Origin of the sequence: Aureibaculum marinum, from assembly GCF_003813905.1 — a bacterium.
Taxonomy (GTDB): Bacteria; Bacteroidota; Bacteroidia; order Flavobacteriales; family Flavobacteriaceae; genus Aureibaculum; species Aureibaculum marinum.
The window spans coordinates 34,095-53,062 of the sequence record NZ_RPFJ01000008.1 but is presented as its reverse complement, the minus strand read 5'-3'; the positions used below and the strand labels follow the sequence as shown (position 1 = coordinate 53,062).

Genomic DNA, 18,968 nt, shown 5'->3' with positions numbered 1-18,968 from the left:
CATTACTCTTTAAAAATTTATTACATGTTAATCAAGCTATCAATATCTTTATTATAAATTTCAGGGTTGGCTCCTTCCCTACTAGCCACAATAGCTCCAATAGCACAGGCAAAATCTATTGCATTTTGTGGTGGTACATTTTTTAACAACTTATCCATTAAAGAAGCCAAAAAAGAATCTCCAGCACCAACGGTATCTGCAACTACTATTTGGTATCCACTATTGTAATAAAAAGTTTCATTATGATATAGAATGGCTCCATGACGGCCTTTAGTAACACAAATGGATTTTGTAGCTGTTTGTTCCGCAATAAATAAGATAATTTGTTCTAATGATTTTGATTTGGCACCTAATGCTGCTGCAATTTCAAATATTTCATCATCATTAAATTTGATAAAATCCGCTTGTTTCATCAAATGAAACAAAACATCATATGAATAATGTGGGGCTCTTAAATTTATATCAAATATTTTATATGTAGCCAGTCTTAAAAGTCCGTATAAAGTGTTTCTAGAGGTTTCTCCTCTCGCCACCAAACTACCAAAAATAAATGCATCTGAGTTCTTAGTTATTTTTTTTACTTTTTCTGTAAGTTGAATATTATTCCAAGCCCTAGGAAAATTAATATCATAAGAAGCCGAACCTTTGTCATTCAACGTTACTTTTACTGCTCCTGTTTTAAATTTTTCATCAACCTGAATATAATCTACATTTACACCATGCTTTTTAGCAAAAGTAACAATTTGCTCACCTGCTTCGTCATTGCCTATTCTTGTAATTATAGAAACATTATTTTCAAATGAATTTAATCTTAACGCTACATTTAAAGGGGCTCCTCCTATTTTTTTATGCGTAGGAAAAACATCCCACAGCACCTCTCCAAAACAAACAATATTTTTCATCTTACTTATTCTTAAAAGACTTATTATTCAGCTCAATAACACACTTTTCAATGCCATTATTTTCAATTTTCTTATAGGCATTTGTAAAGGCATTCACAAAAGTTTCCTCATCTTTTAGTTTACCAAATATTGTTTCAATTTCTAAAAAAGCCCTAGGGTTTTCTTTAGATTCAATTGCTTTTTTGTTCAAGGTAGTTTCCATGGCATCTTTAATGGTTAACGGTTTTCCATGTTCATCTTTTCCTAAACTATAAATTGCCCAAGCTGCAATTACCAATGATGCAAATGCTAAGGAGCCGTTTTTTTTCAATTGTGAATATACCGTAGGCAATACAAAAATTGGGAATTTTGCAGAGCTTTCTGAACAAATTCTATCAATTTGATCTTTAATATATATATTTCCAAACCTTTGTAGTAAGGATTGTTTATAACTATCCAGATCTACACCTTCTAAATGCCCTAAGGTCGGTGTTACCTCTACGTCCATATAATTTTTTAAAAATTCACTTATTTGTGGATTGTGAACAGATTGGTCAATAGTATCATATCCCATTAAAGCTCCCAAAATACCTAATACGGTATGACCAGCATTTAATAAACTTAGTTTCATTTTTTCATAAGGAACCACATCTTGAACAAATTGAGCTCCCACGGTTTGCCAAGCAGGCCTACCCGCACTGAAATTATCTTCAATTACCCATTGTTTAAAGGGTTCACAAACCACTGGCCATGCATCTTCAATACCTGAAATTTCTTTTAAATTTGAAATATCGGTTGTTGATGTGGCCGGAGTAATTCTATCGACCATACTATTGGGAAAAGATACATTCAATTCAATCCACGATGTTAATTCCGGCTCCGCTTTTTGTACATAACTCAATAACATTTTTTTAGTCATATGCCCATTACCTTGAATATTATCGCAAGATTGTATCGTACACCCTTTTACCCCTCTTTCTTTTCTAAGTTTAAGTGCTTGTGTTAAATAACCAAATATCGTTTTAGGTGTTTTTGGATGATTCAAATCATATTGTATTTGAGGATTGGTAAAATCAAAACTACGGGTGGCTTCATTATAATTATAACCGCCTTCGGTAATGGTCAATGTAATGATTTTAACATCTGGGCTCGCCATTTTTTCTAATACCATTGTTGGGTTTTCAGGAGCGAACAAACATTCTACAATAGATCCAATAACCCGCTTGGTAAGAGAACCATCCAGCTCTTTTATAATTAAGGTATAAAGTCCATCTTGCTTCTTTAAGGTTTTGTATATTTTGGTATCGAAATCCAATAAGGCAACACCGCAAATTCCCCAATCTGTTATTGATTCGTCGTGTAATAATTGATCAGTATAAAAAGCTTCATGAGCTCGATGAAAGCCACCAATACCTACATGTACAATACCTGTTTTAATATTGTTTCTGTTATAGGTTGGACAAGGTATTCGCTTGGCAATTTCTGTCAAATTCTCTTGATTAAGTTTAATTATATTTGCCATAATATTTAAATTTTAATAGATTTTTTACGGTTTAATGCCCAATATGCTGTTATAAAGTATATTAACGTGCATATAAAAGCATATTGATAAAATGTTTCTCGATGTTCCAAGTACATGGTTTCTGTTGAACTATCCCATAAAACAATACAAGCTAAAATTAGCGTGATTAACAATACAAGTATTGAAATAGCTCTTAATACTTTTGTAAAAACAGTTGTATCTTTTAAATGTATGCTTTCCTGTTCGGCTTTATACTCTTGAAACCTTTCGATGTTTTTATTACGATTTTTTTCCTTTTCTTCTTCCTCTGGGTATTTGCTTTTAGCACCGTATCTTCCAGCTAAAAATGTATAAACCAATATGGTAAACATCCAAGTGGGTATAAATAAATAAAAGAAAGACATTACATTAAGAGCATTTAAGCCAAAACCAAATACAAGACCCAATGCCCAAGAAGCTATGGCCGGAGTACTAAATGTAAGCTGGCGATAGTGCGACCAATAGCGGGTATAACCAATTCTAGGAAAAATTTGATGTTCCGCAAATACGATACCGCCTACCGGTACTACTAATAATCCGGCATAGGTAAGTAATGGAAGTATTTGAGAAAATACGAAAGGGAAGCATGCAACCATCATTGTTACTATACCAACTAATAGTGTTGTTTTTTTTCGTGATTGATTGAAGAAAATAGCCTGTGCGGCCAATCCTGCTCGATAAAGATTAGCAATAGCAGTAGTCCAACCCGCTACAATTACAATGACAAAACCAGACCAGCCTAATGCATAATAGGCAACATCTCCTGGATCAAGTTCTACAATGGATTTTCCTAAAATTACGGCTGCTCCAGCTCCCATAATTCCAGCAGAAATCCAAGCCACGTAATGACCGAACATCATTCCTGTACTTGTGGCCAACCCGTACGATTTTTTTTTTGCAAAACGTAGCAAAGCCATATCAATAAGTCCAAAATGGGTAATTGTATTTGCGGCCCATGCAAATCCGATAACTTCAACTAACCCGATGCCAGCCTTACCATTACTGTCAATACCTGTCCAAATAGATTGGTCTCCCAAAGCAATAAAATCGTTCCATCCCGCTGGTATTGTTTTTCCCAATACTTCTAGTGATAGAGCTGGCAAAAGTACAAAAGCCCCACAAGTAAACATTACAAATAACCATGGTGCACAGATTCCAGAAAACTCTGAGACAGCTTTAAAACCGTAAATTGCAATAGACACCACAACCGTGCCCACACCTAAAACAATCAATACAAACCACACATTGGTTGGATACCAATTGAGCTGTGCCGGAATATCGAATGCAAAACGAACGGCTGTTGCGGAAACCGTAATCATGGCTGCGGAAATCACGGTAAAAATAATGACATTGGCCCAATTGTAAAGTTTAGTCATTGAATCTCCAGCTATTTTATTGAGATAGGTATATAAGCTTAGTCGAGTATCTACTGCAATGGGTGACGTAATGAATCTCCAGCTTAAAACTGCCAAAATATTACCTATTAACAAACCTAACAAAATATCTTTTGTGCTTGCTCCTAAAGCCACAAAAGTAGCTCCAATAACAAACTCGGTAGCCGCAACGTGCTCGGCAGCGTACAATCCTGCAAAATGAGTCCAATTATGCAATTTATGTTTGGCAATGGGCAATTGTTCTTCTTCAACATTTTTGAATTGCTGGAATTCATTGGTCGTGTCCATGATCTAAATTTTTTAAATTAGGTTTTATTAGAGTTTTTTTGCAATAACCTGCATACTAATTTTTAGAACCAAACTGAATTTGTATAGCACAACTGCAGTAATGGATACTAGTTGTAACACTGATTTATTATTTTTTTTTGAATCAAGTATTAAAGTGTTCATGATTAAATAAATAATAATCAAAAATTAATAAACGTTATATTTACGTTTATTATTCAAATGTAGTAATAAACATTTGAAAAAACTCAATATTTCACAAAAAATATATTTTATTTTATCTTTTTTATATAGTAAATTAATAATTCTCACACTAACTATCTTTGTGCATTTACCAACTATTTAATGTATATTTGACGTTTAATTGCAATATATTAGGATTATAATAAAGACTATATTATGCTATGAAACCAAAAAAAATTCCGAATATATCTGTTGATTGTGTTGTTTTTGGGTTTGACACCACTACAAAATCACTCAATGTTTTATTGATAAACCGTTATTTAGAATCGAAAGATTCTAATGATATTTTGGTTGATGATTATGTATTAACCGGATATCACGTTTATGAAGACGAAACGTTGGACGAATCAGCTTCACGTGTACTAAAAGAATTTACGGGTTTAACAAATCAATACAAAAAACAATTTAAAGCTTTTGGAAATCCAGATCGATTAACCAATCCAAAAGATCTTGTCTGGATTAAAAGTGAAGCGTTTAATTCACGAACAATAACCATTGCGTATTATTTTTTAATCAATACAGAAGATATTGATTTAGAAAACAATACACATTATGCAAAATGGTTTCCTTTAAAGCAACTACCTGAAATAGGGTTTGACCATAAGGAAATTATAAAGGAAGCCCATGAGGATTTAAAAGTAAAATGCCTGTCTGAACCTATTGTTTTTGAATTGCTTCCCGATAAATTTACGATAAACGATGTACAAGATTTATATGAATCTATCCTCGAAATAAAGATTGACAACCGTAATTTTAGAAGAAAATTAATCAATAAAAAATATATTGTTCCGTTGAATGAAAAACAAGTTGGTGTTTCAAAAAAACCAGCCCAGTTATATATGTTCAGCAAAGATGTGTATGAAAAAATATATCAGAAAAATTATTTGATCAGCATCTAATCCATCTCTTCAGTTCGGTAGTGAATTTTGAAGTACAAAAAAATTAGTACCGAAAACTATTCGCGTAAATATTGAATAACTCTTGAGAGTTTGCAAAATTTTAAAAATATCAAAAGTTAGAGTAACGTTTCTACCCTTCTTTCCGTAACACTTCTAATGGCGGACTACTTAACACACTTCTAATATTACTTAAGCCAATTAACAATACCAAGGCTGTAATTCCTGGTAAGAATACTAAAAACGGAATAGCTGAAGGCACAAAAGGTTCTTTAAAAAGTACCGTTGCCAAAATCTGACTTCCAATAAAAGACAATAAAATTCCTATAAAACTACCTAACAAACCTAGGTATAAGTATTCTAATGCAGTAATTTTTAATATTTGGTTACTTTTAGCTCCCATAGTACGTAAGAGCACACTTTCTTTTATCCGTTGGTATTTACTTGTCCGTACAGATCCAATCAACACAATAATTCCTGTTAGAATACTAAAAAATGCCATAAAGTTAATTACCCAAGAAATTTTATCTAAAATACTTTCCACAACCGTATACATTTGTCTTAAATCTATTACTGAAATGGTTGGAAATGCTTTTACCAAGTTACGTTGCAATAACGCCGCACTCTCATTATCAGGTACATGTGTAGCTAACACATGAAATTGAGGTGCGTTTTCTAGTACACCTTTAGGAAAAACAACAGTAAAGTTCATTTGCATTTTGGCCCAATCAACTTTTCTAAGACTTCCTACTGTAGTTTCCATTAATACTCCTTGCACGTTAAAAACTATGTTATCACCAACATCAACTTTTGCTCGTTCTGCAAGATCTTCTGAAAGTGAAACCACTATAGGCTCCCCTGCTTTAATTTCGGGCACCCACTCCCCTTTTACCAGCTCTTCAGAAGCAATTAAAGAATCACGAAATGTTGTTCTAAACTCATGATTTAACACCCATTTATCTACTTTTAAAATACTATCCTTTCTTAAATCATTGGCTAATTTTCCTTTAATACTATGTATTCTCATTGTAATTAAAGAGATATTATCAAGCACTTTAAAACCATTATCTACAATAGCATTAGCAACTTCGTCTCGTTGTGAAGGCTGTACATCTAATAAAATAATATTTGGGTTATTCTCATTTTTTTCTAATGCTGTTTTTGCTAATAAAATGTCCTTTGTAAAATACAATGTACTAATTAAAAAAGTACCCAACCCAATAGCTAAAATTAACACCATTGTTTGATTGTTAGGTCGATATAGGTTTAATAAACTTTGTCTAGCTGTAAACCCCCAATTTTCGGGAAAATATTTTTTAACTGCTCTCATAAATAAGACTGCACTGCCTGCTAATATTGAAAATGTTATCGCTACTCCTATTACAAATGCAAAAGCAAATAGCCAATCATTTAATAACCAATAAGAAAACAAATAAATAAATATTATAATGGCAGCCAAAGTTACTATTCTTGCTTTTCTAGGTTTACCATCATTTTGTTGAGAAACTCGTAATACTTCTAATGGGGAAACATACCATGTACCAAGTAATGGTAATAAAGCAAACAAAACAGACATTAAAACCCCAAGTAAAATTCCCATAATTATTGGTTGAGGCGTAATAAATATTTCAACATCAAACGGTAAAAATTCCTGTAAAAGCAAAGGAAATGCCTGCTGGAGTCCTATTCCTAGAAGAGTACCTAAAATACCCCCAAGCAATCCTATGAATGCTATTTGAATTAAAAAAATAGAAAAACTTTGTTTTCGAGATGCTCCTAAACATTTTAAAACAGCTACATGTCTTAATTTTTCTTTAATATAAATATGAACAGAACTTGCTATACCAATACTACCAAGTAATAAAGCTATAAAAGCGGCTAAATTCAAAAATTTTCCTACATTTTCAGAACGCCTACCCAAGCGTTTACTTTCATTAATATGTGTATCTATATCAGCATTTTCACTTTTTAAAATGGGATTTAACTTTTTACTTAATTGCTCTAAATTCATTGTTGAAGGAGCCGTAAAGAAAAATTGATATTCTTTACGGCTTCCAAATTGTAACAATTCCGTTTTGTTAACAAAACGATATGGAATAAGTACTGTTGGAGCTACAGAAGCTGAAATAGCCGTTGATCCAGGAATAGAATTTAAAGTACCTATAATAGGTAAACTGAGTTTTCCTATTTTAATAGAGTCACCTTTATTTAAGTTATATTGCAACATCAAGGTAGCATCAACTAATGCTCCTCCTAATTCTTGATATGTAGCAGCAGCAGTTACAGGTTCTGTTTCTAAGGTTCCATAAAATGGAAATCTCCCTTCTATAGCTCTTACTTTTATTAATTTAGACTCCCCATTTTTAGGAAATAATGCCATAGAAGAAAAATTTACTTCAGAGGCTGATGGTACTAATGAATCTACTATTGCTTTTACCTTGGGGGTTGGATCTTGCCTACTATCTATGACAAAATCTGCCCCCATCATAGCCTTAGATTGTATTTTTATATTTTCTTTTAAATTCTCGCTAAACAACTGGATTGAAACTACAGCTGCAATACCTAAAATAATAGAAGCCATAAATAGTAATAGTCTAGAGCTACTAGCTTTACCATCTCGCCAGGCCATTTTAAATAACCACGCTAACGTTGCTTTTGATTGAGCATTTTTCATTTAAACAGTAGCTGTTCTTTCATTAGACATAATTTTCCCTCCCTTTAATCTCAAAATTTGTTGCGTTCTTTTGGCTAAATCTAAATCATGAGTAATAATTACGAGTGTAGTTCCTGCTTCTTTATTTAATTCAAACAAAAGCTGAATTACTTTTTCTCCAGTTTCTTCATCCAGATTTCCAGTTGGCTCATCAGCAAATAAAATTGTAGGTTTATTCGAAAATGCTCTAGCCAAAGCAACACGTTGTTGTTCGCCTCCCGATAATTGAGAAGGATAATGATGAAATCTGTCTGAAAGACCTACTTTATCTAATAATTCCATACCAATTTTAATTGCATTTTTTGAACCTTGCAATTCTAACGGTACAATTACATTTTCTAATGCGGTTAGCGTTGGAAGCAATTGAAAATTTTGAAAAATAAAACCTACTTCCCTATTTCGTAGTTGAGCTCGTTCATCTTCATTTAATTCTGTAATTTTATGTCCACACAATTCAACCGAGCCTGAATTAGGACTATCTAACCCAGCACAAAGACCAAGTAATGTTGTTTTTCCACTTCCTGAAGGACCTACAATAGAAAAAACTGCTCCTTTCTCAATTTCAAAAGAAATATTATGTAAAACAGTTATTTTTTTAGAACCACTACTATAAGTTTTCTCAAGCTCATGAATCTTTAATATCTTTGACATAACTAATAATTAATTTCTCGCATAATGCATAAGCCGCAAAATAAACAAATGATTTCTAATCTATATACAAAATCTCATCCGATTCTCTTAAAGTTTTGTTATTTTATTGTAGCCCTAATGCTTATTGCTTGCCGTGGTGATGCATCTAAATATAAAAACACTACAACACCTATTGATACTAATAATACAGAACAAAATACTACTTCAATTTCCAATACTAAAAAAATTCTATTTTTTGGAGATAGCCTAACCGCAGGTTATGGATTAGAAGACTCTAATGATGCATTTCCAAGCCTAATTCAATCGACAATAGATTCTTTAGGATTAAACTATACAGTAATTAATTCTGGACTTAGTGGTGAAACTAGTGCTGGTGGAAAAAGTCGTATTGAATGGATACTAAAACAAAATATAGACATTTTTGTTTTAGAACTAGGTGCTAATGATGGCTTACGAGGTATTCCATTAAAAGAAACTAAAGAAAACCTTCAGTCTATTATTGATATTGTAAGAAAAAAAATACCAAAAGCTACTATCATTTTAGCAGGCATGGAACTTCCTCCCAATATGGGGCCTGAATACACCACAGAGTTTCGAACTATTTTTGTGGATTTAGCCAAAGAAAATAAACTTCCATTTATTCCTTTTATTTTAAAAGATGTTGGAGGTGTGGTTGAATTGAATCAGCCAGATGGTATACACCCAACAGTAGAAGGACATAAAATTGTGGCTAAAAATGTTTGGGAAGTTTTAAGCAAAGTTTTAGAATAACAATAGTAAATAGCTTTAAAACATTGCTTTTATTAAAAAATTTACGTTTACATTAAATATTGAGCGAAGTTAACAACTAACTTATTAAACAAAGAATGATTAACCCTACTTAAAAAAAAAATCAATCTTTTGTTGATTTAAGTAGAATATGACTTTAAATCAATCTGCAATTAACTCTCCAGAAGTCAATGCATTATCAATATCTACGGTTACTACTTTATAACTACCAAAAAATCGTTTTCCATCTTTACGTTTTATTTTAGCTATAGTAGTCCCATTTTTCTTTTCTTTAATGTCTGTTACTAAAACAGAACTTCCTTCAATATTTTTGTAGTTTACAATTCCTCCACGTTTAATAATAAAATTTGGTTTTGGAAAATTGATATGTTTATAAGACTCAACAAGTGGTTTTCCTATTTTAAATTCAGAGCCTTCTTTAATATCATCAGGTGAAATATTTTGTGAAAACAAAGAAAAAGAGCAAATAGTTAGTAAAAAAGCTACAACATATTTTTTCATTACAATTAAAAAATTTGGGTTATTCAGATACTTATAAATTTTATGGAAGCAAATATAAAAACCGCACTTATTTTTTCAAAAAATTAAAAGTTATAGAAATTATAAATCTCTTTAAAATATTACAAACTCTATAAAATAACTCTTGTTACAACACTTTTTTATCACTAATTTGCGACCCTAAAAAGTGCTAATAAATGAAGGTCTGTATTGCGGAGAAACCAAGTGTAGCTAGAGAAATAGCCAATGTATTGGGTGCCAAAACCAAGCACGATGGTTATTTTGAAGGTAATGGCTATGCAGTCACCTATACTTTTGGTCATTTATGTACATTAATGGAACCTAACGATTATAAACCACATTGGAAAAGTTGGGATTTAAACAACTTACCTATGCTCCCTGAAAAGTTTAAAACCAAAGTGGTTGATGATTCAGGTATAAAAAAACAATTCAATATTGTTAAGCAATTATTTGATAAAGCAGAAGTTGTAATTAATTGTGGTGATGCTGGCCAAGAAGGAGAACTGATTCAGCGATGGGTTTTAGATCAGGCTAATTACAAAGGAAAAGTACAACGCTTATGGATTTCTTCATTAACTACAGAAGCGATAAAAGAAGGATTTAATAACCTAAAACCAGCTGAGGAATATAATAATCTCTATTATGCGGGCTTTTCACGTGCTATTGGTGATTGGTTGCTTGGTATGAATGCTACTCGATTATACACTGTAAAACATGGCGGTTATAAACAAGTACTTTCCGTTGGCAGAGTACAAACGCCAACATTAGCAATGGTTGTAAATCGTTTTAAGGAAATTGAAAATTTTAAACCACAACCCTATTGGGAACTGCAAACCTTATATCGTAATACCTTATTTAGTTATGAAGAAGGTCGGTTTTTAAAAATGGAAGATGGTCAAGTTTTAGCTGATAAAGTTAAAGAACATGAATTTGAAATTGTATCTGCTAAAAAAAAGAAAGGAAAAGATTATGCTCCTAAACTATTTGATTTAACAGGATTACAAGTTTATTGTAATAAAAAATTTGGATTTTCAGCTGATGACACATTGAAAATAGTTCAAAAATTATATGAACAAAAAGTAGTTACCTACCCTAGAGTTGATACCACTTTTTTACCTAATGATATCTATCCGAAAGTACCTGGAATTCTAAAAAATTTGACTAAATATGCAGCATTAACCCAACCTCTATTAGGAAAAAAAATTAAGAAATCTAGTAGAGTTTTTAACGATAAAAAAGTAACAGACCACCATGCTATTATACCTACAGGTGTACAAATACCCTTACATGAAAACCCACAGAAGGTATATGATATTATTACAAAACATTTTATTGCCGTATTTTATGAAGATTGCGAAGTTTCAAACACAACAGTAATTGGAAAAGCGGCAGATGTCAATTTTAAAACTACAGGTAAAGAAATTATAAAAAAAGGATGGCGAGTAGTTTTTGAAAATAAGAATGAGTCCAAGACATCAAAAGAAACAGGGATATTACCTAACTTTGTTAAAGGAGAAAAAGGACCCCATGAACCCTCTTTTTTAGAAAAACAAACAAAACCTCCCAATCAATTTACAGAAGCCTCCCTCCTACGTGCTATGGAAACTGCAGGAAAGCAAGTAGATGACGAAGAATTGCGTGATTTAATGAAAGATAATGGAATAGGAAGACCTTCAACAAGAGCAAATATTATTGAAACTTTATTTAGAAGACAATACATTAAGCGTAATAAAAAACAGATTTTACCCACTATTACAGGAATAAAATTAATTGATACCATTCAAAATGAGTTATTAAAATCTGCTGAATTGACTGGTAAATGGGAAAAACAACTAAAAGATATTGAAAAAGGTGAATATAGTGCAGGTACTTTTATAAAAAATATGAAACGTATGGTAGATCAATTGGTCTATGAAGTACGAAGTGAAACAAAACGTGCTAACATTTCACAAGCCACAATTATTCAAAACCTTGAAAAGAAAAAACAAACCAAAAAGGTTTCAAGAATTACAGCAGAAACATGCCCTAAATGTAAAAAAGGATTACTTTTAAAAGGTAAAAGTGCTTACGGCTGTAGTAATTATAAAAATGGATGTAATTTTATACTTCCATTTAAATTTATGGGGAAAAAAATTTCAGAAAAACAATTTATCCGATTGCTTAAGAAAGAATCTACTGTTAACTTAAAAGGTTTTAAAACAGAAAACGGCACTGTAGAAGGTTTAATCCGTTTTGATGAGCAATTTAACCTTGTTCTTGAAGAAAAAAAGACAGGAAAAAAATCAACTTTAGACCAATTAATTTGTCCTAAATGTAAAAAAGGAACCATTATAAAAGGAAAAGAAGCTTATGGCTGTAGTAATTATAAATTAGGGTGCGATTTTAAATTTCCTTTTAATGAAATAAGAAGAAGAGCCGGCGACAAAAAACTAACAAAAGAATTAGTTTACAACATATTGAGTGGAAAATAGTATTTAAATTTGTTGAAATTACTATTTTAGTACCGTTCTTTAACCTAAAAATGATCTTTTCTAAATTTCTAAAGGTTATTTATAAATTTGATTTAATTTAGCCGGTATGAGCCCCTTCAATAGTTATATATTAAATCAATACCAAGGCTACACTAAAACTCCTCAATTATGGATAAATCATACCGTTTTAGGGCTTAAGCAATTTCAAATGCCAAAACAACAACAGGTTACTTTTAATAAACTACTTCCAAATAATTTACGATTAGGAAAACGTGTAGAGCAATTTCTAAGTTACGATTTACAACAAATAAATAATGTTAAAATAGTTTTAGAAAATAAGCAAATACAGGTTAATAAACGAACTATTGGAGAGCTTGATTGTATTTTAACTTATAATAAAATTCCTATTCACTTAGAAGTAGTTTATAAATTCTATTTATACGATAATCGTGTAGGATTAAAAGAAATAGACCATTGGATTGGACCGAATAGAAATGATAATTTACTTAAAAAATTAACGAAATTAAAAGAAAAACAACTTCCTTTACTGTATTCAGAATATACTAAACCAATTTTAGACAAGTTGAACTTAAATGCAGAACAAATAAAACAACAGGTTTATTTTAAAGCTCAATTATTTATCCCTTATAACGAAGAAATTCCCACCTTTAAATTATTAAACAAAGATTGTTTATATGGATTCTACATTAAATTATCTGAAATTGAACAGCTAAAAGATTGTAAATTTCACATCCCATCTAAACAAAATTGGCTTTCTGAAATTCAAATACAAATTGATTGGTTACCATTTAGCATATTTTCTAAAAAAGTTACTCCTATACTAAAAGGAAACACCTCTCCTTTGTGTTGGGTAAAATTTCCAAATGGAATTACTAATAAATTTTTTGTAGTATGGTGGAGTTAAATATTAAAAAATACAATATTCTGATAAAAAAATAATTAAAGCCAGTGATATCTATTAATAATTTAAGTAAAAAAATTTATTATACTCGGAAAAACTAGCTAGACGTTTTATCATAGATTTCCTTTACTTTTCCAATATATGTTATGCTTGTTCTAGAAGGACTACTTAAAGTTAAATAGCTTTTTAAATTCGGATACAATACCAACCTAGCATCAAATAATTCATTGGAATTTTTACTCTTTGCCTGAAAAGTAATTGTATAATGTTGTTTTTTATCATTCCATACAACAACATAATTTTTAACATCTCCTTCCAATTCTATTCCTCCATTATCACTTCCATAACCCACATTAGAATATCTTTCTCCGTAATACGGTAAATATGATGTAATAGAATCTCCTTTTACTTCTAAAAAATTACTATTTCCTATTAAATTAATATTGCTAGCTGAATTACCAATACCTAACAGTCCTGAATTTTGTAAGTTAGCCATACCAACTGATGCAGAAGGTTGAGCTATGTCCGATTCTATATTAAAATATTGCTTTTCTACAATATTTTTAATTTGATCTGTATTCACACTCTTTGTACTTGCACAGCTACTCAAGAGTCCAAGCATCAACATTAAGTAAAAATAAACTGTTCTCATTTTATTGCTATTTAATTACGACGTGAATATTTAGATTGTAATTTTAAAATGATGCTATATAATCAAATTAATAAGCACAAAAAACATGCCGAAACTAATTAAAAAACAATAAAAGCAATATCAACACATTATCACTAAAATATATCAATTTATTGTAATCCTCTTGCCTTTAACATTGGTTCTATTTTTGGGTCTCCACCTCGCCAATCTCTATACATTTGATCTAAATTAATAGTATTTCCACGAGAAAGAATCATATTCCTAAAACGCTGTCCGTTTTCACGAGTTAAACCACCATTATTTTCAAACCAATTATAAGCATCATGGTGAAGCATTTCTGTCCACAAATAAGAATAGTATCCTGCGGCATAACCACTACCAAAAATATGTGAAAAATAAGTAGAACGATAACGAGGTGGTACCGCATGCACAACATCTAATTTAGTAGTACGCAATGCTTCCTTTTCAAAATCATTAGCATCACTAATATCATCATCTGCGTTAATCGTATGCCATTGCATGTCTAAGTTAGAAGCTGCTAAATTCTCTGTTAAACTATACCCCTGATTAAATGTACCTGATTTTTTAATTTTATCTATAAGTGACTGTGGTATTGATTGTCCTGAATCGTAATGTAAAGCATAATTTTTTAAAATATCAGGATGTAAGGCCCAATTTTCGTTGAATTGAGATGGAAATTCCACAAAGTCTCTAGCTACAGATGTTCCTGACAAAGAAGGATATTGCTGATTTGCAAAAAAGCCATGCAATGCATGCCCAAACTCATGAAACATCGTCATCACGTCATCAAATGTCAATAATTCAGGTTCTCCTTGAATAGGTTTAGAAAAATTACACACATTATAAATTACAGGTTTTTTATTATAAAGTTTAGATTGAGTTACAAAATTACTCATCCATGCTCCTCCTCGTTTACTAGAACGAGCAAAAAAGTCGCCATAAAACAACCCTAATTGATCTCCATTTTCTTCAAAAAGTTCATATACCAACACATCTTCATGATATACCGGAATATCTGTTCTTTGTTTAAATGTAATTCCATAAAGTTTTTCTGCAGCATAAAAAACTCCTTTTTCCAATACAGTTTTTAATTGAAAATATGGTTTTATCTGTTCTTCATCTAAATCATATTTAGCTTTACGAACCATTTCTGCATAGTAATTCCAATCCCAAGGCTCAAGAGTAAAATCTTCTCCTTTTGCCGTAATCATCTTTTGTATTTCATCAGACTCATTCTGTGCTTTCTTTGTTGCTGCAGGGATTAGCCCTTTAAACATATTAAATACATTCTCTGGTTTTTTTGCCATAGTCTTTTGCAAACTCCACTCGGCATAATTATTAAAACCCAATAAAGCAGCCTTAGAAGCCCTAATTTTAGCAATTTCTTTAATAATATTTTTTGTGTCATTTTCAGTACCATCCGCTCTTTTCCATGAAGACATAAAAATCTTTTCTCTAGTTTTTCTATTTGTTAATGATTGTAATAAAGGCTGTTGCGTAGTATTTTGTAATGGAATTACCCAGCCACCTTTAGCAGTATCTTTTAATGATTTTAATTGAGAATCTGACAATCCTTCAAGTTCCTCTTGATTAGTAATTAAAATAGCTCCCGCATTATTTGCTTCTAATAATGTCTGATTAAACTTAGTTGTGAGAGTTGCTAATTCTGTATTATACTTCTTTAAAATCTCCTTTTTATCAGGCGATAAATTAGCTCCTGCAATTTCAAAATTTTCAAAATAGTTTTCCAACAACTTTAAAGATTCTGAATCTAATTTTAAGCTATCTTTTTTATTATATAATTCTTTAACACGATTAAACAATTCTCCATTTAAATAAATAGCATCATTTAATTCCGACAGCTTTGGAGCAATCTCTTCTTGTATAATTTTTATAGAATCATTAGTATGGGCACTAGTAAGTGCATAAAAAACATTAGACACCCTATCTAGTAAAGCTCCACTCTTTTCTAATGCCAATATTGTATTATCAAAAGTAGGTGTTTCATTTGAATTTGCTATTTTTTCTACAGCTAGCTTTTGCTGTTTAATTCCTTCTAATAAAGCTGGTTTAAAATGTTTATTTTTAATAGAATTAAAATCAGGAGCAAAATATGGCAAATTGCTTTCTGACAACAAAGGGTTTGTTTCTGTATTCATATTTGATAAAGTATCTTTTTGATTTTTTTGACAAGATGTAACCACTATAGAAAGCAATAAAATTTTTAAAATAAGTTTCATAAAAAGTAGATTTTTTTTAAGTATTGTAAAGATATGGAAAAAGATATAATTGACAATTAAACACTTTCAATCAATACCTATCATAAATAAAAATTAGAATAAATTATTCTCAATTATAGACATACTTGGAACAAATATAAACATGGATAATGATAAAAAAAATTGTTAGAAATCCGTTAATTATTAGTTAAATAATAACACATAAACTATTAACATACTGCATATTAAATGTAAAAAAAGTTGTAATAATTTATTCCTAATTTTCTATATAATTAAAAATACTACTTTTGTAAAAAAGGTTTTGTGATTATATGTATAAAACATCAACATCTACGCAACTATTTTTTAAGTTATGAATTATTCCATTATATGAAAAGATTTTTCCCCTTAGTTTTTCTTACAATATTTAGTTATACATCATATGGTCAAAATAAAGCTATTGACCCATTGTTTATAAAAAATCTAGAAAAAAAAATAAACACACATATAAATTTTCTTAGCAAAGAAAGTTTAGATTTAATAGTTAATTATTCTAGTGAAAACCCTAATTTAAATGAATATTGGGACAATAGTCGTTACAATCCTTTCCCTATTCCAATAAAAAACATTCATTTTCAACTATTATTTAGAGACAGTTTATATGTTTCTCCTATACCAACAGATAGAAAAGTAATTACATCAAGATTTGGATGGAGACATAGAAGACCCCATAAAGGGATAGATATTGATTTAGTAACAGGAGATACAGTAACATCAATGTTAGATGGAAAAGTACGTTATGTAAAATATAGCAGAGGACATGGCAAAACTGTAATTGTAAGACATAGTAATGGATTAGAGTTAGTTTACGCTCACTTATCTAAACAATTAGTTAAAGAAAATCAATTGGTTTTTAAAGGACAACCTATAGGCTTAGGTGGTACAACGGGAAACGCTAGAGGCAGCCATTTACATCTTGAAGCTATTTATAAAGGAAACTATATAAACCCTGATTATTTATTTGATTTTGGAAATAAAAATAGAATTAGAAATAAGGAATTATGGGTAACTAACAAATGGACAAGTCCACATTTACATAGCTCTAGAAGACAAAGTAAAATTGTTATTGCCAATTCATTTGAAGAAGCTGAACTTCAAAAAGTAGCCCCAGTTAAAACACATAAAATAAGAAAGGGAGATACACTTTCTGGAATTGCAAACAAATACGGAGTATCAATTTCTGCTATATGTAAAGCAAATGGTATAAAAAGAAATACTACATTAAGAATAGGCAGAAGATTGATTATAGGTTTGCCTTAAACTGATTTATTAATTAAAGAACACTAAACAGCTCAAATTCAAAGGAAAGAAAATGATTGAAAAAAAATTCGAATTAAGATCAGACCAAGCATATATCCCTTTAAATAAGTTATTGCAGGTATTAGGCTATGCCCAAACTGGAGGACATGCAAAACTCATCATCCAAAATGAAGAAGTACTTGTAAATAACCTTATTGAGACACGAGTTAGAAACAAATTAGTACAAGGAGATGTTGTTAATATTCAAGGAACCTTGATTGAAATTATTTAATAATGTTTTGGAGCAGTCTACTACTTTTTATTCTAATAAATAATTCAATTACTTTTTAAATCTAGAATGTAGTGTTATTTTTTTTGCTGTATTAATAAAATACACTCCAGTAAGAAGAATTACAGCCGCTACAATTGACTGTGTTGTAATTTGTTCTTCTAAAAAATACCATCCTAATATCAAGGCAATAATAGGATTTACATAGGTAGAAGTAGCTACTTTTTCAGGTGAAACAAATTTTAATAGATAATTAAATGACGTAAAAGCGATAATACTTCCAAAAGTGATTAATAAAATCATAGAGAGTTGGACTTCATAGCTCCATTCCATCGGATTTATCCAGTTTTCACCAAATACAGTACTTGCAATAAGTAACATGATACCACCCATTAACATTTGATACCCTGTATTAATAAAATAATTAGAAGGCAAATCCGCTTTACCTACAAATATACTACCACACCCCCAACTTATCATACAAGCGAATATCATAGTCAAACCAATAATTGAGTTCTCATTACTTATTAAATGTTGTTGACTTACCAAAAGATAAATTCCAATCATACCTAAAAAAACACCAACTAAAGACATTGGTTGAATTTTTTTTCGTTGAAAAATTCTCATCAACAGTAAAACTACTAAAGGCTGAGCAGAAATTTCAAGAGCTGCGAAACCACTATCTACATACTTTAGAGCCCAAACCACAACACCATTTCCAAAAGTTAAAAATAGAAAACCAGCAATTATTGTATTTTTAAATTGTTTACGTGTAATTTTTATTGAAATACCCATTATTTTAGATATAATAAAAATGAGGAAACTAGCACTTAAGAAACGAATAGCTGCTAATTTAAAAGGAGGAAGTTCCGTAACAGCAATCTTATTCATTAAATAAGTAGATCCCCAAATAACATATATAGAGAAAAATGCTAATACTACAAGAATTGTTTTAGGTTGTTGACTCATTCGCTTTAAAATAGTTGCCAAAATTATACAATAATTTGATATCAATGCATCTTTAAGCTAATCAATAAAAATTATTATTTCTAAACTTTATCATGTGTAAACTACAATCTCTGCTAGTATAATAATTACAACTATTGCAGTATGTATTATTCTTGTTATCAACTAAATAACAAACAACTCTTTAAAAATTAACA

At 30.6% G+C, this 18,968-nt stretch carries 15 protein-coding genes; 6 read left to right on the top strand and 9 right to left on the bottom strand.

The features are described from left to right. Window positions 1–20 precede the first annotated feature (20 nt). The 3 genes from EGM88_RS07265 to EGM88_RS07255 are packed head-to-tail and all read right to left on the bottom strand — an operon-like array spanning window position 21 to window position 4,124. Entirely contained in the window at window positions 21–902 is an 882-nt protein-coding gene (locus EGM88_RS07265) for a carbohydrate kinase family protein (RefSeq protein ID WP_123897318.1), read from the bottom strand. A 1-nt stretch (window position 903) separates the two neighbouring features. After that, the gene (locus tag EGM88_RS07260; RefSeq protein WP_123897317.1) at window positions 904–2,403 is read right to left on the bottom strand and encodes a mannitol dehydrogenase family protein; all 1,500 of its coding nucleotides are present in this window, start codon (window positions 2,401–2,403) and stop codon (window positions 904–906) included. A 5-nt stretch (window positions 2,404–2,408) separates the two neighbouring features. Then, entirely contained in the window at window positions 2,409–4,124 is a 1,716-nt protein-coding gene (locus tag EGM88_RS07255) for a purine-cytosine permease family protein (RefSeq protein ID WP_123897316.1), read from the bottom strand. 401 nt (window positions 4,125–4,525) lie between these two features. On the opposite strand from EGM88_RS07255, the gene EGM88_RS07250 reads away from it, so the two are divergent. Further along, window positions 4,526–5,263 carry an NUDIX hydrolase gene (locus EGM88_RS07250; RefSeq protein WP_123897315.1) on the top strand — a complete coding sequence of 246 codons (738 nt, stop codon included), beginning with the start codon at window positions 4,526–4,528 and terminating at the stop codon, window positions 5,261–5,263. 130 nt (window positions 5,264–5,393) lie between these two features. On the opposite strand, the gene EGM88_RS07245 is transcribed toward EGM88_RS07250, so the two are convergent. Together EGM88_RS07245 and EGM88_RS07240 are read right to left on the bottom strand one after the other, a co-directional pair. After that, on the bottom strand, window positions 5,394–7,889 hold the full coding sequence (locus tag EGM88_RS07245) for an ABC transporter permease (protein ID WP_123897376.1): 2,496 nt from the start codon (window positions 7,887–7,889) through the stop codon (window positions 5,394–5,396). Window positions 7,890–7,934: 45 nt separating this feature from the next. After that, a complete protein-coding gene (locus EGM88_RS07240) occupies window positions 7,935–8,624 on the bottom strand; it encodes an ABC transporter ATP-binding protein (RefSeq protein WP_123897314.1) in 690 nt (229 codons plus the stop codon). Window positions 8,625–8,672: 48 nt separating this feature from the next. Here EGM88_RS07240 and EGM88_RS07235 point away from each other — a divergent pair, with 48 nt between their 5' ends. Further along, entirely contained in the window at window positions 8,673–9,395 is a 723-nt protein-coding gene (locus tag EGM88_RS07235) for an arylesterase (protein ID WP_238988404.1), read from the top strand. A gap of 159 nt (window positions 9,396–9,554) precedes the next feature. On the opposite strand, the gene EGM88_RS07230 is transcribed toward EGM88_RS07235, so the two are convergent. Then, window positions 9,555–9,914: a hypothetical protein gene (locus EGM88_RS07230; RefSeq protein ID WP_123897312.1), complete on the bottom strand. Its 360-nt coding sequence runs from the start codon at window positions 9,912–9,914 to the stop codon at window positions 9,555–9,557. A gap of 194 nt (window positions 9,915–10,108) precedes the next feature. Here EGM88_RS07230 and EGM88_RS07225 point away from each other — a divergent pair, with 194 nt between their 5' ends. Further along, entirely contained in the window at window positions 10,109–12,403 is a 2,295-nt protein-coding gene (locus EGM88_RS07225) for a type IA DNA topoisomerase (RefSeq protein WP_123897311.1), read from the top strand. A 106-nt stretch (window positions 12,404–12,509) separates the two neighbouring features. Beyond that, window positions 12,510–13,328, top strand: coding sequence for a DUF1853 family protein (locus EGM88_RS07220; RefSeq protein ID WP_123897310.1), 819 nt, complete (start codon window positions 12,510–12,512; stop codon window positions 13,326–13,328). A gap of 94 nt (window positions 13,329–13,422) precedes the next feature. On the opposite strand, the gene EGM88_RS07215 is transcribed toward EGM88_RS07220, so the two are convergent. Together EGM88_RS07215 and EGM88_RS07210 are read right to left on the bottom strand one after the other, a co-directional pair. Beyond that, on the bottom strand, window positions 13,423–13,977 hold the full coding sequence (locus tag EGM88_RS07215; RefSeq protein WP_123897309.1) for a DUF4251 domain-containing protein: 555 nt from the start codon (window positions 13,975–13,977) through the stop codon (window positions 13,423–13,425). 149 nt (window positions 13,978–14,126) lie between these two features. After that, window positions 14,127–16,238 (bottom strand): M3 family metallopeptidase, encoded by a 2,112-nt coding sequence (locus tag EGM88_RS07210; protein ID WP_123897308.1) that lies wholly within the window; start codon window positions 16,236–16,238, stop codon window positions 14,127–14,129. A gap of 369 nt (window positions 16,239–16,607) precedes the next feature. Here EGM88_RS07210 and EGM88_RS07205 point away from each other — a divergent pair, with 369 nt between their 5' ends. Next, window positions 16,608–17,537 (top strand): peptidoglycan DD-metalloendopeptidase family protein, encoded by a 930-nt coding sequence (locus tag EGM88_RS07205; protein WP_123897307.1) that lies wholly within the window; start codon window positions 16,608–16,610, stop codon window positions 17,535–17,537. A 52-nt stretch (window positions 17,538–17,589) separates the two neighbouring features. Next, window positions 17,590–17,808, top strand: coding sequence for an RNA-binding S4 domain-containing protein (locus tag EGM88_RS07200; RefSeq protein WP_123897306.1), 219 nt, complete (start codon window positions 17,590–17,592; stop codon window positions 17,806–17,808). Window positions 17,809–17,856: 48 nt separating this feature from the next. Here EGM88_RS07200 and EGM88_RS07195 read toward each other — a convergent pair whose 3' ends face one another. Further along, the gene (locus EGM88_RS07195; RefSeq protein ID WP_123897375.1) at window positions 17,857–18,774 is read right to left on the bottom strand and encodes an EamA family transporter; all 918 of its coding nucleotides are present in this window, start codon (window positions 18,772–18,774) and stop codon (window positions 17,857–17,859) included. Window positions 18,775–18,968: the final 194 nt, after the last annotated feature.

Bases quoted from the DNA above. Each gene is read 5' to 3' on its own strand.
- EGM88_RS07265 (WP_123897318.1), bottom strand. From the start codon at position 902: ATGAAAAATATTGTTTGTTTTGGAGAGGTGCTGTGGGATGTTTTTCCT.
- EGM88_RS07260 (WP_123897317.1), bottom strand. From the start codon at position 2,403: ATGGCAAATATAATTAAACTTAATCAAGAGAATTTGACAGAAATTGCC.
- EGM88_RS07255 (WP_123897316.1), bottom strand. From the start codon at position 4,124: ATGGACACGACCAATGAATTCCAGCAATTCAAAAATGTTGAAGAAGAA.
- EGM88_RS07250 (WP_123897315.1), top strand. From the start codon at position 4,526: ATGAAACCAAAAAAAATTCCGAATATATCTGTTGATTGTGTTGTTTTT.
- EGM88_RS07245 (WP_123897376.1), bottom strand. From the start codon at position 7,889: ATGGCCTGGCGAGATGGTAAAGCTAGTAGCTCTAGACTATTACTATTT.
- EGM88_RS07240 (WP_123897314.1), bottom strand. From the start codon at position 8,624: ATGTCAAAGATATTAAAGATTCATGAGCTTGAGAAAACTTATAGTAGT.
- EGM88_RS07235 (WP_238988404.1), top strand. From the start codon at position 8,673: ATGATTTCTAATCTATATACAAAATCTCATCCGATTCTCTTAAAGTTT.
- EGM88_RS07230 (WP_123897312.1), bottom strand. From the start codon at position 9,914: ATGAAAAAATATGTTGTAGCTTTTTTACTAACTATTTGCTCTTTTTCT.
- EGM88_RS07225 (WP_123897311.1), top strand. From the start codon at position 10,109: ATGAAGGTCTGTATTGCGGAGAAACCAAGTGTAGCTAGAGAAATAGCC.
- EGM88_RS07220 (WP_123897310.1), top strand. From the start codon at position 12,510: ATGAGCCCCTTCAATAGTTATATATTAAATCAATACCAAGGCTACACT.
- EGM88_RS07215 (WP_123897309.1), bottom strand. From the start codon at position 13,977: ATGAGAACAGTTTATTTTTACTTAATGTTGATGCTTGGACTCTTGAGT.
- EGM88_RS07210 (WP_123897308.1), bottom strand. From the start codon at position 16,238: ATGAAACTTATTTTAAAAATTTTATTGCTTTCTATAGTGGTTACATCT.
- EGM88_RS07205 (WP_123897307.1), top strand. From the start codon at position 16,608: ATGAAAAGATTTTTCCCCTTAGTTTTTCTTACAATATTTAGTTATACA.
- EGM88_RS07200 (WP_123897306.1), top strand. From the start codon at position 17,590: ATGATTGAAAAAAAATTCGAATTAAGATCAGACCAAGCATATATCCCT.
- EGM88_RS07195 (WP_123897375.1), bottom strand. From the start codon at position 18,774: ATGAGTCAACAACCTAAAACAATTCTTGTAGTATTAGCATTTTTCTCT.